The organism is Streptomyces sp. NPDC059092 (genome assembly GCF_042756365.1).
Lineage (GTDB): Bacteria > Actinomycetota > Actinomycetes > Streptomycetales > Streptomycetaceae > Streptomyces.
The window spans coordinates 1-13,749 of the sequence record NZ_JBHZEJ010000074.1 but is presented as its reverse complement, the minus strand read 5'-3'; the positions used below and the strand labels follow the sequence as shown (position 1 = coordinate 13,749).

13 protein-coding genes, 2 tRNA genes and 1 pseudogene are annotated in these 13,749 nt (G+C 72.0%); 8 read left to right on the top strand and 8 right to left on the bottom strand.

Annotated elements, in window-relative coordinates; translation table 11 throughout:
* Window positions 1-145 precede the first annotated feature (145 nt).
* Window positions 146-916 (top strand): SDR family oxidoreductase, encoded by a 771-nt coding sequence (locus ACFXPL_RS31070; protein ID WP_384925867.1) that lies wholly within the window; start codon window positions 146-148, stop codon window positions 914-916.
* Here the strand turns inward: ACFXPL_RS31070 and ACFXPL_RS31065 are convergent.
* The 3 genes from ACFXPL_RS31065 to bla form a co-directional block, all read right to left on the bottom strand.
* Window positions 845-1,501 carry a DUF6309 family protein gene (locus ACFXPL_RS31065; protein WP_384925865.1) on the bottom strand — a complete coding sequence of 219 codons (657 nt, stop codon included), beginning with the start codon at window positions 1,499-1,501 and terminating at the stop codon, window positions 845-847. The genes ACFXPL_RS31070 and ACFXPL_RS31065 overlap by 72 nt on opposite strands.
* A 19-nt stretch (window positions 1,502-1,520) precedes the next feature.
* Window positions 1,521-2,396: a phytanoyl-CoA dioxygenase family protein gene (locus ACFXPL_RS31060; RefSeq protein ID WP_384925863.1), complete on the bottom strand. Its 876-nt coding sequence runs from the start codon at window positions 2,394-2,396 to the stop codon at window positions 1,521-1,523.
* 273 nt (window positions 2,397-2,669) lie between these two features.
* Window positions 2,670-3,647, bottom strand: coding sequence for a class A beta-lactamase (gene bla, locus ACFXPL_RS31055; protein ID WP_384925861.1), 978 nt, complete (start codon window positions 3,645-3,647; stop codon window positions 2,670-2,672).
* 144 nt (window positions 3,648-3,791) lie between these two features.
* Here bla and ACFXPL_RS31050 point away from each other — a divergent pair, with 144 nt between their 5' ends.
* Window positions 3,792-4,781, top strand: a complete 990-nt coding sequence (locus ACFXPL_RS31050; RefSeq protein ID WP_384925859.1) for a LysR family transcriptional regulator — start codon at window positions 3,792-3,794, stop codon at window positions 4,779-4,781.
* Complete coding sequence (locus ACFXPL_RS31045) at window positions 4,771-5,682, top strand: serine hydrolase (RefSeq protein ID WP_384925857.1); 912 nt, start codon at window positions 4,771-4,773, stop codon at window positions 5,680-5,682. The genes ACFXPL_RS31050 and ACFXPL_RS31045 overlap by 11 nt, the downstream gene beginning before the upstream one ends.
* A 65-nt stretch (window positions 5,683-5,747) precedes the next feature.
* On the opposite strand, the gene ACFXPL_RS31040 is transcribed toward ACFXPL_RS31045, so the two are convergent.
* Window positions 5,748-6,056: a hypothetical protein gene (locus ACFXPL_RS31040; protein ID WP_384925855.1), complete on the bottom strand. Its 309-nt coding sequence runs from the start codon at window positions 6,054-6,056 to the stop codon at window positions 5,748-5,750.
* A 156-nt stretch (window positions 6,057-6,212) separates the two neighbouring features.
* Between ACFXPL_RS31040 and ACFXPL_RS31035 the strand changes: the two genes are divergently transcribed.
* Genes ACFXPL_RS31035 through ACFXPL_RS31020 form a run of 4 tightly spaced genes read left to right on the top strand, consistent with a single transcriptional unit; the run spans window position 6,213 to window position 9,806 of the window.
* The gene (locus tag ACFXPL_RS31035) at window positions 6,213-7,139 is read left to right on the top strand and encodes an ABC transporter ATP-binding protein (RefSeq protein ID WP_384925853.1); all 927 of its coding nucleotides are present in this window, start codon (window positions 6,213-6,215) and stop codon (window positions 7,137-7,139) included.
* Window positions 7,136-7,948: an ABC transporter permease gene (locus ACFXPL_RS31030; protein ID WP_384925851.1), complete on the top strand. Its 813-nt coding sequence runs from the start codon at window positions 7,136-7,138 to the stop codon at window positions 7,946-7,948. The genes ACFXPL_RS31035 and ACFXPL_RS31030 overlap by 4 nt, the downstream gene beginning before the upstream one ends.
* A 44-nt stretch (window positions 7,949-7,992) precedes the next feature.
* Window positions 7,993-9,204, top strand: a complete 1,212-nt coding sequence (locus tag ACFXPL_RS31025) for a sensor histidine kinase (RefSeq protein ID WP_384925849.1) — start codon at window positions 7,993-7,995, stop codon at window positions 9,202-9,204.
* Window positions 9,201-9,806, top strand: coding sequence for a DNA-binding response regulator (locus ACFXPL_RS31020; protein ID WP_384925847.1), 606 nt, complete (start codon window positions 9,201-9,203; stop codon window positions 9,804-9,806). Before ACFXPL_RS31025 ends, ACFXPL_RS31020 begins: the two co-directional genes overlap by 4 nt.
* A gap of 85 nt (window positions 9,807-9,891) precedes the next feature.
* Here the strand turns inward: ACFXPL_RS31020 and ACFXPL_RS31015 are convergent, their stop codons facing one another.
* Together ACFXPL_RS31015 and ACFXPL_RS31010 are read right to left on the bottom strand one after the other, a co-directional pair.
* Window positions 9,892-10,785 carry an oxygenase MpaB family protein gene (locus tag ACFXPL_RS31015; RefSeq protein ID WP_384925845.1) on the bottom strand — a complete coding sequence of 298 codons (894 nt, stop codon included), beginning with the start codon at window positions 10,783-10,785 and terminating at the stop codon, window positions 9,892-9,894.
* Between the two features lie 24 nt (window positions 10,786-10,809).
* Window positions 10,810-11,682: a 4-hydroxybenzoate octaprenyltransferase gene (locus ACFXPL_RS31010; RefSeq protein WP_384925843.1), complete on the bottom strand. Its 873-nt coding sequence runs from the start codon at window positions 11,680-11,682 to the stop codon at window positions 10,810-10,812.
* 380 nt (window positions 11,683-12,062) lie between these two features.
* On the opposite strand from ACFXPL_RS31010, the gene ACFXPL_RS31005 reads away from it, so the two are divergent.
* A tRNA-Ala gene (locus ACFXPL_RS31005) sits at window positions 12,063-12,137 on the top strand.
* Window positions 12,138-12,875: 738 nt separating this feature from the next.
* Here the strand turns inward: ACFXPL_RS31005 and ACFXPL_RS31000 are convergent.
* Window positions 12,876-12,951 (bottom strand) — tRNA-Lys (locus ACFXPL_RS31000).
* 250 nt (window positions 12,952-13,201) lie between these two features.
* Window positions 13,202-13,749, bottom strand: a pseudogene (locus ACFXPL_RS30995) (RNA helicase); the annotation flags it as partial.

The window sequence follows — 13,749 nt, the reverse complement described above, 5'->3', positions numbered from 1 at the left end:
AGGTGGGTGAACTCGAAAAGAGGTGGGTGAACTCGACGGGATTCACGTTTCACGCGGTCTTGACGGGCATCACGGTCAATCCCCAGACTCGTCGACCCGTCTCCGTCCTCACGGAGATCCAGAATGCGGCGAAAGGAAGTCGGGCATGCCCGAACCCGTCGAATTGGCCGAAAAGACCGCGATCGCCGTCGTCACCGGTGCCGGCAGCGGTATCGGGCGCGCCTGTGCGCTGGGACTGCTGGCGGACGGCTGGACGGTGGTACTGGCCGGGCGGCGCGAGGACGCGCTGAAGGAGACCGCGGCGCTCGCGGGCCCGGCGGCGGAGCGTGCGCTTCCGGTGCCCGCGGACATCACGGACGCGGACGCCGTGACCCGGCTGTTCGACGAGGTGGGCGCGCGATTCGGCCGGCTGGACCTGCTGTTCAACAACGCGGCGGACACCATGCCGTACACCCCGACGGAGGACGTCTCCGCCGGGGACTGGCACCGCGTCATGGACTCCATCGCCACCGGCACCTTCCTCTGCTCGCGGGCCGCGTACCGGATGATGAAGGACCAGACGCCGCGCGGTGGCCGGATCATCAACAACGGCGCCCCCTCCGCCCAGGTCCCGCGACCGGATTCGATCGCTTTCACCGCGGCGAAGCACGCCGTCGCGGGGCTGACGCGCTCGCTGTCGCTGGACGGCCGCCGTTACGACATCTCGTGCGGCCAGATCGACATCGGCAACGTGACCCCGGTGGGCCGGGAGCAGCCGGCGGTCCGGCAGGCGGACGGGACGCTGCGCGTGGAGCCGACGATGGACATCCGCCATGTGGTGGAGATGGTGCTGGTCATGGCGAACCTACCGAGGGGCGTGAACATCCAGTCCGTCGCCGTCATGCCCAGCGCGATGCCGTACGTGGGGCGGGGGTAGGCCCTGCCCGGGCACGTGTAGGCCCTGCCCCGGCCCGGATAGGCCCTGCCCCGGTTCCGGTCCGGCCGGGGTGGCGTGCGCGAGGAAGGCCTCGATCCGGGTGCCCGGCGTGAGCCGGCCCGCGCGCTCCCACGCGAGCGCGCGGTGCAGCCCGTCGAGATGGATCAGCCCCTCCCGCACCACCAGCCCCTCGTAGTCGACCCCGGGCACCGCGTGGGCGCTGAGGAAGAGCGGGGTGAAGGGCACGGTGGTCATCCGTTCGAGTTTGCGGGCGCAGACCGGGTTCGTACGGGCGTACGTGTCGCCCAGCTCCCGTAACCGGTGGACCGCTTCGGCGACGGTCAGACCCGACGCGGGGACGAGTTCACGCTCGCCGCCCTCGCCGAGGTGCCACGGCAGCACGATCCCGAGGAGATCGTCCCGGTCGAGCAGCACGCGCTGCCACGCCCCCAGCGTGCGCTGGGCCTGCCGGATGTGCTCCTCGGCCTCGTCGTTCGTGTTCGCCTCGTGGGCGAGTTCGAGCGGATGCGCCCGCGCGAAACGGTGCTGGACGGTCTCGAACGGAACGGAAGCGACCACTTTCATACGGCGGACCACACCCCTTTCACCTCTCGCGCGCCCCTCTCGTGCCTTCCTCGTCCTCGGTCGCCCCGGCGCCCGTCGCCCCGGCGTCCGTCGCCCCGGCGTCCGTCGCCCCGTACTCGGTGAAGTGGCGCTCGTCGAACAGATCGGGCCACCTCCCCCGGTCGAGCCCCAGCCCGCGCGCGGTGGCGAGCACATGACGCCAGTACGGCTTGACGGGCGGCCAGCGCGTGCCGGTCTGGCAGTAGGAGGCGTCGATCATGTACCGGGGCCCGCCCGTGGCGCCGGGGGCGGAGCGGCGGGCGTGGAACAGCGCGGAGTGGATCACCACCGTCGACCCGGCGGGCAGGTCGTCGATGACGGTCTCGGAGGGCAGCTTCCGGGTCCCGAGATGGGCCCGGGCGGTCTTCTCGGCGATCTCCCGGTGCGACCCGGGCAGCACCGCGAGCCCGCCCAGCTCCGGGCGCAGACCGCGGATGTAGTGCAGCGCGTGCACCATGATCCGGTCCCGGCCACGCTGCGGGACCTGCTCGTAGTCGTGATGCCACCCCTTGCCGGGAGCACCGGGCGCACGCCGGTCGCAGTGCATGTGGTGAAAGACGAACGAGGGCCCCATCACCCCGGAGAGCAGGGCCATCAGCGGCGCGTGCACGGCCAGTTCGCCATGTGCTTCGAGCTGTATCTCCACCACCTCGGGTATCCCGTACGCCTGGGGCTCCCTGCACGCGTCGATCGACTTCTGCCGCAGACCGCTGTCCACCCAGAGATCCACTTCCCGCTCCAGCTGATCCAGCGAAGCGGACGGAATAAATCCGGGAAGAACGAGATACCCCCGTTCCTCGAATTGTTCCAGCAGACCCCCGTCGAGCTCCGGTTCCGGGGAGATTTTTTCGCGCATGGTGCGACACCCCTCTCTTCCGCTCTCCACTGAATTTCGTCGGCAACCGTTCACGGCATATGCGCGGCACGCGCGCGCCGAGGAACCCCAGATGGCTGCGCTGTTCCGGAATGCTCCGGAACAGCGCCCAAAGGTAGCCAATAATTCATCCGGTCATACCCGGAGCGGAAGACAATGGCCGAAGCGTGCCCTCATGGCAAGAAATACGCGAATAGCGGAACGTCGCCCGTCCACACGTGCAGCCGGCCGGAGAACGGACCTGCGGACCGCCGCTCAGCGGTCCATGGCGTCCGCGACCACGGAGGCGGCCTCGGCGACGAGCGCGTCGTCGCGCGTGGCGTTCGGCTCGTCACGGGTCGACAGCACCGCGACGACGATGGGCGCGCCCTTGTCGGGCCACACGACGGCGATGTCGTTACGGGTGCCGTACTTCCCGCCGCCGCTCTTGTCGCCCACGGTCCAGCCGTCGGGCATTCCGGCGGCGATGAGGTTCGCGCCCGTCACGTTGGTCGTCAGCCACTTCGTCAGCAGCGCCTTCTCCTTCTTGCCGAGGACGTCGCCCAGGACGAGCGAGCGAAGGTTCTTCGCGAGCGCCCGGGGCGTGCTCGTGTCGCGCGTGTCCCCGGGAGTGGCCTCGTTGAGGTCCGGTTCGTAGCGGTCGACCTGGGTGACGTCGTCGCCGATGGTCTTCAGGAAGGCGCCGAGGCCGGGAGGTCCGCCGATCGTGTCGAACAGCAGGTTGGCCGCCGTGTTGTCGCTGTGGCGGACGGAGGCGTCGGCGAGTTCGCCCACGGTCATGCCGGTGTCGACGTGGTTCTGGGTCACCGGCGAGTCCGAGACCACGTCGTCCTCGGTGTAGTTGATCCTCTGGCCCATGCCCGCCAGCTTGTGCTTCTTCAGGACGGCGCCCGCCTGGAGCGCCTTGAACGTGGAGCAGTAGGCGAACCGCTCGTCGGCCCGGAAGGCCAGTTCGCGGTTGGTGCCGGTGTCCAGGGCATAGACGCCCAGACGCGCGTCGAACTTGCTCTCCAGCTTCTTGAACCGGCTGTCGTACAGGCCGGAGGCGTGAGAGCCGGAGGAGGCACGGGAGCCGGACACGTCGGCGCCGCTCAGGTCGGAGACGGACGCGACGGTACGGGTCCGCTCCTCCCGCGCTCCGGCGGCGCTCTCCGCCCCGCCGCACGCGGTGAGCGGCAGAAGCGTGAGGACGAGGGTGCCCAGGGCGATACGGCGAGCAGGAACGTCACGCATGGGTTTCAACCTCCGTTGGCACATGGCGCACCGGCCCGCCGGAGTGCGGGCCGGTGATCTGGAAGCATCCTGACGGCGGTGCGGCTATGCGGTCCAAGCCAGAAATGGGCGGTGCGATGCTGTTTCCGCATAAGATGACGCGCCATGGATCTGGTCAGGGCCTGTCTCGCGTTCGTCCATGTGAGCGAACGCGGCAGCTTCACGATCGGCGCGGCGGCGGCGCGGATGTCCCAGTCGGTCGCCAGCCGCCGGGTCGCCGCGCTGGAGCAGCACCTCGGCGAAACCCTGCTGGAGAGGAACGGGCGCCGGGTCGCGCTCACCCCGTTCGGCCAGGACGTGCTCCCGGCGGCGCGGCGCCTGCTGCGGGCCGCCGACGCCCTGGAGGACGAGGCGGAGACCGCCAAGGGGAGGCGGCTGCGGCTCGCCGTCCCCGACACCTGCTCGGCGGGGCGCCTGGCCCGCCTCGTCGCCGGTGGCCGCCGCGACGGCATCTCCCTCGAACTCTGTCTCGCCACCCCGTCACGGCGCGCCGAACTCCTCCACTCCCGGGAGGTACGGGCGGCCCTGATCGCCCTGCCGCCGGCCGAGGCGACCTGGCAGGTGCCCCTCGGACTCGCCGGCGCGCGCGACCTCGGGGTGGAGCGCGTCTACGTGGAGACCCTGCGGCCAGGACGGGCGGACACCGCCCCGTACCGCCGTATCTGGATCCAGCCCGAGGACGACGTACCGCACATCCGCGACCCCCTGAAGCGGCTCTGCGACGCGGTCGGCCTGCGGCCCTCGCAGCACCTCATGGCGACCGGACTCGCCGCCGGCGCGGCGGAGGCGCTCTGCTCGGACGACCTGCTGCTGTGTTCCCGCGCCGAGGCTACCGATCTGCGCCTCGACTGGCGGCCCGTCGGGGAGGTCGGACTCGTCCGGGGCTTCACCGTCGTCGCGGACACGGGCGGGGAGTCCGACCGTATCCGGCAGCGGCTCGGCGCACACATCGCCCGCTGCCTCGACGCGCGGACAGGAACCGCCGGATCAGGATCAGGAACAGGGACCACGACCGGAACCGGAACCGGAACAGAGACCGACACCGTTACCGGAACGGGAACGGGAACGGAGGACGGCCCCCCTCATGAAGCCTGAACGACTGATCGGCGCGCTCCGGCGGGAGCTGCACGACGGCGGCCTGACCGTGTCGCTGCTCGTACGGAACCTGCACACCGGCGAGGAGCTGGGCATCGACCCGGACCTGGAGCTCCCCGCCGCCTCCCTGATCAAGGTGCCGCTCGCGCTCGCCACCCTCGACCGCATCCGCCGCGGCGAGCTGGACGGGGCGTACACGGTCGACGTGATCCCGGAGCGGACGACCGACCTCGGGCCCACGGGGCTGAGCCGGTTCCGGCACCCCGCCCGTATCGCCCTCGACGACCTCCTCTACCTCAGCATGGCGGTGAGCGACAACGTGGCGGCCGACGCCCTGTTCGCGCTCACCCCGCCGCCCGACGTGGCGGAGATGCTCGGCGGCCTCGGGCTGCGCGGCATCTTCGTCCGGCACACGATGAACACGCTCGCCGACACCCCCGTCAAGCGCTTCACCGCCGCCGATGTGCACCTGGCCCACGCCCTGGCGATCGAGTCGGGTACGGGCGGTCGCGGGCACCGCGTGCCACAGCTCGACGTCACCCGCGCGAACTCGGGCACGGCCCGGGCCTTCGTCGAACTGCTCCAGCTCCTGTGGACACCGTCGGCCGTCCATCCTGAAGTGGCCGCGCGCCTGCGCACCCTGATGGGGGAGAACCTGATGCGGCAGCGGCTCGCCCCGGACTTCAGCTCGGACGCCTCGGCCTGGTCGTCCAAGACGGGCACCTTCATGAACCTCCGCCACGAGATCGGCGTCGTGGAGCACGCGGACGGCCAGTGCTTCGCCGTCGCCGTACTCACCGAGTCCCGCGTACCCGCGAGCACCCAGCCCGGCGCGGACGCCCTCATGGCACAGGTCGCCCGCAGGCTCCGCGACCACCTCCGCCAGCTCCAGGCGTACTGACCCGTACGGCCGGGGCCCGGCCGGCAACCACCGTCCGCAGGACGCCGGACGCCCCCGGCCGTCCCTCAGCGCCAGTCGCCGGTCACCCAGGCCACCAGGCGGGGGCGGGGCGTCACCGGGTCGCACGGCAGGACCGAGGCGGTGTCGACGACCTGGGTGGTGACGAGCTTCCCCACGGACCGGTACGTCCGGATGAGGTCCGCGGAGACGTCGCCGGGCTCTCTGAACCTGTCAGGAGGCTCGACCGCGATCGCCGGTTCGAGGGACCGGCAGCCGACGCCGGGAAGAGGCTGGCCGACGTACCAGCCGCTGACGAAGACGGCGTACAGGGCGGCGGTGGCGCCTAATCGGCGCGGAGTTATCCAGGTGGGCACGCCTGGAGTGTTCCACGACGCGGCGGCCGGAGGGACACATGCCCCGGCGGGAGACGTCCCCCGTGTGGTCTGTCATGGGTTCAGGTGACGTCTGTCAGGTGAACCGGTGACAGACCGCACTGCCGCCGCCCCCGTACCGCCGGGAGTGTGGAGTCCATGAACGCAGTCATCGAAACCGTCGGACTGAGGCGGAGCTACCAGGGGTTCGACGCCGTACGCGGCATCGACTTCACGGTCGCCCGCGGAGAACTCTTCGCCCTGCTGGGGACCAACGGAGCCGGCAAGACCTCGACACTCGAAATCCTGGAGGGCCAGGCCACCCCCACCGGCGGAACCGTCCGGGTGCTCGGCCGGGACCCGTACCGCGACCGGGCCGCGGTACGGCCCCGCATCGGGGTGATGCTCCAGGAAGGCGGCTTCCCCTCGGAGCTGACCGCCCTGGAGACCGTACGGATGTGGGCGGGCTGCACCACCGACGCCCGCCCCGCGGAGGAGGCCCTGGAACTGACCCGCCTGAACCACCGCCGCGCGGTACGGGTCAAGCAGCTCTCCGGCGGTGAACGCCGCCGCCTCGACCTCGCGCTCGCCCTGCTCGGACGCCCCGAGGTGCTCTTCCTCGACGAACCGACGACCGGCCTCGACGCGCAGTCCCGCCACGACACCTGGGAACTGATCCGCGAGCTGAAGACCCAGGGCACGACCGTGGTGCTCACGACCCACTACCTGGAGGAGGCGGAGCAACTGGCCGACCGGCTGGCGATCATGCACCAGGGGCTGATCGCCACCACCGGGCGGGTGGCCGACGTGGTGGCCGAACGGCCCTCCCGGATCAGCTTCGAGCTGCCCCAGGACCGCTTCCTCGGTGAACTGCCGCCGCTCGCGCCGATGGGGGTGACCCGGCACGAGACCGTGGGCAGGACCGTCCACCTGGAGACCCGGGACCTGCAGCGCACCGCCACCGAACTGCTCGTCTGGGCCCAGCGGACCGGGGTCACGCTGCGCGCCCTGGACGCCCGGTCCGCGTCGCTGGAAGAGGCGTTCATGGAGATCGCGAAGGACCTGGACAAGAAGGAGACACGATGACCACGACCGCCCCTGCCCGACCGGTGGCCACCGCGGCGCCCGTACGGCCCGGCTCCCTGGCCCGTATGACCGCCCTCGGCCGCGCCGAGATGTCCCTGCTGCTGCGCAGCAGGGCGGCCCTGTTCACCGCGCTCGTCCTGCCCCTCATCATGCCGCTGTCGGCGCGCAGCCTGGTCAAGGGCATCGACCTGGCCGGCACCGGGCTGTCGATCGCGACCGTCCTCGTGCCCGGCACCCTGGCCATGGGCCTGTTCTTCACCATCTACACCAACCTGGTCGGCGTGTACGTCACGCGCCGCGAGAGCCTGGTGCTCAAGCGGCTGCGCACGGGTGAGGTGCGCGACGGGGAGATCCTGGCCGGGGGCGCGCTGCCCGCGGTGGTGCTGGCGCTGGTGCAGTCCGTACTGCTGGCGATCGGCCTGACGGTGGTCCTGGACGCGCCCCTGCCCGAGGCCCCGCACCTGGTGGTCCTCGGTCTGCTGCTCGGTATCGTGCTGCTCGTGGCCGGAGCCGCGCTGACGGCCGCCTTCACCCGGACGGCGGAGAGCGCGCAGTTGACGTTCCTGCCGTTCATGCTGGTGAGCATGGCCGGCTCCGGGGTCTTCATGCCGCGCCAGGTGCTGCCCGGCGTGGCCGCCGACATCGGCGCCTGGCTGCCGTTCTCGCCCGTCATGGATCTCATCCAGGGCGGCTGGACCGGCGACCTCGGCGCCCTGGACCAGGGCCGCGCGGTGCTCGCCGCGCTGGTCTGGACAGGCGTCGTGGCGTTCGGCGTGCGGCAGTGGTTCCGCTGGAGCCCGCGCCGTTGAGGGCGTACGGCGGCACCAGCGGCAGGACGAGGGAGTGGGGCACCATGAGCGTGAACGACTGGGTGGAACGGCTCGGTACGCCGCACGGCCTCGACCGGTACCGCCGGTACACCCTCGTGAGCCTCGCCTACTTCGCCCTCTTCGAAGTCGGGCTGTGGATGCTGTGGGTGGTGCAGTCGGACGCCGGCGCGCCCACGCTGGTCTCCGTCGTCGTACTGGGCGTGGCGCACGCCACCGTCCAGGTGCTGCTCTCCCGCGCCGCCCTCTCCCACTACGTCGACGCCCACCGCCGGCCCTACCCGCTGGTCGCGCTGTACACGGCCGTGACGGTGGCCATGGCCGCCCTGGGGTTCGCGCTGCTGGCCACCGGCCGCATCGACGCCCGGAGCCTGTCTCCGTACCTCTTCTGGCTGTTGATGCTCTTCGCCGGTCCCCCCACGCTGGCGCTGTCGCGCCGCGCGGCGGCGACGCTGGTCGCGGTGGTCTCGGTCTGCGTCGGGGCGGGCAGCGTGGCGGCAGGGCTCTCCGGGACGGAGCTGGCGCTCGTGATCGGGGGCACCGTCATCATGGCGCCGATCATGGCGTTGGCGTTCCGGATCAGTGGCTGGGGCGTCCGGCTGGTCGAGGAACTGGCCGCCGCACGGCAGACGCAGGCCCGGCTCGCCGTCGCCGAGGAACGCCTGCGTTTCGGCCGCGACCTGCACGACGTCCTGGGCCGCAACCTCGCCGTCGTGGCGCTCAAGAGCGAACTCGCGGCGCAGTTGGCGCTGCGCGACCGCCCCGAGGCGAGGGAGCAGATGCTGGAGGTGCAGCGCATCGCGCAGGACTCCCAGCGGGAGATCCGGTCGGTGGTACGCGGCTACCGCACCGCCGACCTGCACACCGAACTCGCCGGAGCACGCTCCGTCCTGGAGGCGGCGGGCATAGCCTGCCGCATCGAGTACGGACCGGCGGCCCGGCTGCCCGGCCAGGTGCAGGCGGCCCTCGGCTGGGTGGTCCGCGAGGGAACGACGAACGTGCTCCGCCACGCACAGGGCGCCTCCCGCTGCAGCATGTCCCTGCGCACCGCCGGCCCGACCGAGGCCCTGCTGGTGATGGAGAACGACAGTGCCCCCGACCCCCCGTCCGGCACGGGCACCGGCCTGAACGGGCTGAGGGAGCGCCTGACCGCGCTGAGCGGCACGCTGACCACCGAACAGCACTCCGGCGGGATCTTCCGCCTCACCGCACGCGTCCCCTGGGAGGAAGGCGCATGATCACGGTCCTGCTGGCGGACGACGAACACCTCATCCGGGGCGCCCTCGCCTCCCTCCTCACCCTGGAGGACGACATCACCGTCGTCGCCCAGGCCGGAACGGGCGACGAGGCCGTGACCCTGGCCAGGAGGCACCGGCCCGACGTCGCCGTCCTCGACCTCCAGATGCCCGGCCTCGACGGCGTCACGGTCGCGGAACGACTGCGCGACGCGGTCCCCGACTGCGCCTCGATGATCGTCACCAGCCACGCCCGCGCCGGATCCCTGAAACGCGCGCTGAGCGTCGGCGTACGCGGCTTCGTCACCAAAACGGTGTCCGCACACCACCTGGCCCAGATCATCCGCACCGTCCACACGGGCAGCCGCTACATCGACCAGGAGCTCGCGGCCGACGCCATCGCGGCGGGCGAATCCCCCCTGACCCCCCGCGAGGCGGAACTCCTGTCGTACGCGGAGGCCGGAGCCCCGGTCGCGGACATCGCCACGCGCGCCTCACTCTCCACCGGAACCGTCCGCAACCACCTCTCCTCCGCGGCGATGAAACTCGGCGCGGAGAACCGCCACGTCGCGGCCCGCATCGCCCGCGAACAGGGATGGCTCTGACCGGTCCGGCGGGACCCGTCCACGGCAGCCGCCTACCGCCCTCCGGCGGAGCGTGCCGCTGCCGGACGGTTCGAGGATCCCGGTGTCACCCCTGCCGCGCCCCCGCCAGCCGCCCCCGTGCGGCGGCCTGGATCCGGGAGGGCCCGAGCCCCCACCGGAGGGTGCGCCCGACGGCCGTCGCCAGGGTCCTGTCCCAGCCGGCGCGGACGGGGGCCGGGCGGTGGATGCCGAGTTCGGTGCGGGCCCAGTCGGGGAGGAGTCCGACCGAGGCGTTCGTGAGCAGGCCCACGACCAGCCGCTCCCGTCGGGTGCGTCCGAAGCGGCGGAGGAACAGTACGGAGTCCAACGCGGCTGCGGTGGGGTGGAGTTCGGGGCGGAGGCGTGCCAGGTAGCCCTCGACTTCGAGGGACGTGCGCGGTACGTTCCGTGCGCCCAACGCCTCGGCCACGGGGGCGGCTTGGCGGTAGTAGGCGTCGCACTCGGCGGGGGTCAGCCGGAGCCGCCGGGGCGCGTAGGCCTGGTGTCCGGCGAGGAAGCTGTGTACCTCGGCGGTGTGTACCCAGGTGAGCAGGTCGGGGTCGTCCGCGCGGTACGGCCGGCCGTCGGGGGCGGTGCCGTGCACCCGGGTGTGGATCCGCCGGACGAGGCCGATCACCTCGTGGGAGGCGGCCGAGGAGCCGAAGGTGGTCGTGGTGATGAACCGTACGATTCCGTTCAGCCGCCCGACCGGATCGGCACGGAAGTCGGAGTGCTGGTCGACCCCCGCCATGGCCAGCGGATGCAGCGACTGGAGCATGAGCGCGGCGAACCCGCCGGTGAGCATCCCGGTGGCCTGCCCGTGCACCCGCCAGACCGGGTCACCCGGTGCGATCCCGAACAGCCCGGGATCACCGGGCGGCCCCGCGTACCGCTCCAGCTTGAGGTCCCCGCCGTGCGTGACCGCCGTGAGCTCCGCCGCGATCCGTTCCCGCAGTCCCACCAGCACCTCCAGGATCCGTGTCCCTCAGCCGAGGGTACCGAGCCGCCCGGCGAGCACGGCCACGAGGATGAGCAGTCCGCACAGGGGGTTGGTGGCGAACGCCCGCCCGCAGGCTCCGACGTCCGCGGGGTCGGCCCGCCACACCTGCCATCCCAACTGCCCCGCCACCACGCACAGTCCGGGCCAGTACAGCGGCCCGAGCCCGGCCACGGCCCCGAACCAGGCGAGCAGCACCACACACCCCGCGTACACGCCGCCCACCAGCACCCGGCTACGGCGCCCCAGCAGCACGGCGGCCGACCGCACCCCGGCCCACACATCGGCCTCCCGGTCCTGGCAGGCGTAGATCACGTCCGTCCCCACGGCCCAGCAGATCAGCGCCCCGTACAGCACCCAGCCCCCGAGCCCGAGCCCTCCGGAGAGCAGGCCGTACACCAGCGGCACCGTCCAGTTGATGGTGATCCCCAGCCACACATGCGGCCAGTGGGTGATCCGCTTCATGTACGGATACACCGCCGCGAGGGGCGCCCCGGCCGCCGCCCACACCACGGCCTCCACACTCCAGAACCCCATCACCAGCGGAGCGACGGCCCCCACCACGACACACAGCACCAGGGCACGCCCGGCCGCCAGCCGCCCGGAGGCGACGGGCCGCCCCGCCGTACGCGGCACCTGTGCGTCGAACCGCGCGTCCAGCACATCGTTGAGCCCGCTGGCTGCCCCTCTCGACAGCACCCCGTACACCAGGAGCAGCAGCCCGAGCAGGCCCCCGTCCCGGGGCCCGGCGACCGCCCCCAGGGCGATCCATCCGGGCACCACCAGCAGCCAGGACCCCACCGGCCGGTCCAGCCGCAGCAACTCCAGATACGGCCGCACCCCGGCGGGGGCCCGCGCCACCAACCGAGCGGCACGGCCGCGAGCCGGGACGTGAGCCGGGGCTTGGGCCGGGACCTGTGAGGAGACGGTCATACCGATGACGTCCCTTCCAAGGGGATTTTGCCTGTCGATCGGCCCAACTTAGCCCCGGCTGGGGCGAGTTACCCGATTCCGCAGGGAAATCCCTGGAAACGACGTCCTCATGGGCAGGAGAGAGGGTCCACAAGTGCAGGCCGGGCGGTGGCCGCGGTCAGTTCCGCGGCGGTGAGGTGCCGGCCGCCCAGGCAGCCGTCACCCTCGCACCGCCCACACGAGCGCTCCCGAACAACGGAGCGCCCCGACCGGAGTTGCCCCCTTACTCGATCGACTGACGACCCAGCCGTGGCTATGATCACGTCACGGCGGGGTCGTAGCACAGAGGTAGTGCGCCTACACAGCATGGAGGAGGACGCCGGTTCGAATCCGGCCGCCCCGCCCGCCCCTTCGCCCCAGCCTTCGGGCCCGGGCGGAGGGGCACTTTCATCATGTCGGTCCTCGCTTCCCGCCAGGGCGGGGCCGACGATCGCCGGCCCCGAAGGGCAGACCCCGATCCGCGCGTGTCACGGCGCACGGGAGACCACGGCCAGGCAGTACCCGTCAGCCCCAGCCGCATCACGATGCCTCGCCCTGGACTGCTGGCTGCCCCGCCGAGGTAAGGAAATGATCACAAATGCGACCCGCGTGATTCCAGGACTTCGCCCTGGACCTGATCAAGAACAGCGGTGACGTAACCCGCGTTCAGGCGCTCGCCGAGGCCGGCGACACCGAGCACCCTTACGGACTTGCGGTCACGGCCTCGTCCGGTGAGACGCGATGGCAGATCATCGGCCAGCTTGCCGGAAGCTCTGACTTCCCGGTACAGACCGGGAACGCACCACCTGTCAGCACCGCCTCACCAAGGAGGACTGATAAGGCACCTGTCCGTCCTGCGGGCACACGGTCGGCTCCCCGCCCGGACAGCCGACCACCGGACACCGGAAGCCACACCCGTCCCGCGAGACGTGCCCCGGCGGCACCACACAGACGTAAGCGCGGGCCCCCGGCCGTGCGCGGCCGGGGTCTTCCGCGTCGTGATCGTTTGCACTTCGATTGAGCATCGGTGGAGCATGCGTCCGAAATGAACTCGAACACGAGACAGCCCCAGGGCAGATAAGGATCCTGACCTGGGGCTGAGGTGGTAGGCCGTGTGGGACTCGAACCCACAACCAACGGATTAAAAGTCCGCTGCTCTGCCAATTGAGCTAACGGCCCTCGACACAACACACACGAGCATAGCCCGCCCGGGGGCGCGCGCCGATCGGGTGTCCCCCTGTGGGGATGTCGCACGGCGCGGGGCGGGCCGGTACGGGGTGGGTACCCGAGCCCCCGCGCCGGTACGCGACAGGGCGCGCGCCGGTCGCGGGTGCGGACCGGGGCACGGGCCCGGGTACGCGCCAGGGCCCGTGCCGGCCACCGTGAGGGTGGGGCGCGGGCCCTGGCGGGCGGTCAGGAGCGGTGGCGGTCAGCCGTTGCGCTTCCAGCGGGGCTTGTCGTCGCGGCGCCCGAAGGAGCCGGTGCCGGTGCCCGTCGTGCCGCCGCGGTGGTCGTCGCGGCGGGTGGCCGGACGGTCGTGGCCGCCGCCGGAGCGGAAGCCGCCGGAGGGGCGGTCGTCGCGGCGGTCGCGGTTGAACGGGCGGTCGCTGCCGCCCCGGTGGTCCCGGCGCTCGACGGGACGGGCGCCGCGGTCGTCACGGCGGTCGCCGCCACGGTCGTCACGACGGTCCGCGCCACGGTCGCGGTTGAAGCCGCCCCGCTGCTCGCCGCCGCGCTCGCGGTTGAAGCCGCCACGGTCGTCACGACGGTCGTCACGGCGCTGGAAACCACCGCGGTCGCCGCCACGGTCGCCACCGCGGTCGTCCCGGCGGTCGTCGCGGCGGAAGCCGCTCGCGGGACGGTCGTCACGGCGCTGGAAACCACCGCGGTCGCCGCCACGGTCGCCACCGCGGTCGTCGCGCGGCGTGTAGCCCCGCGCGCCGACCCGGCCGCTGCGCACGCCCCGGTCGTCCCGGC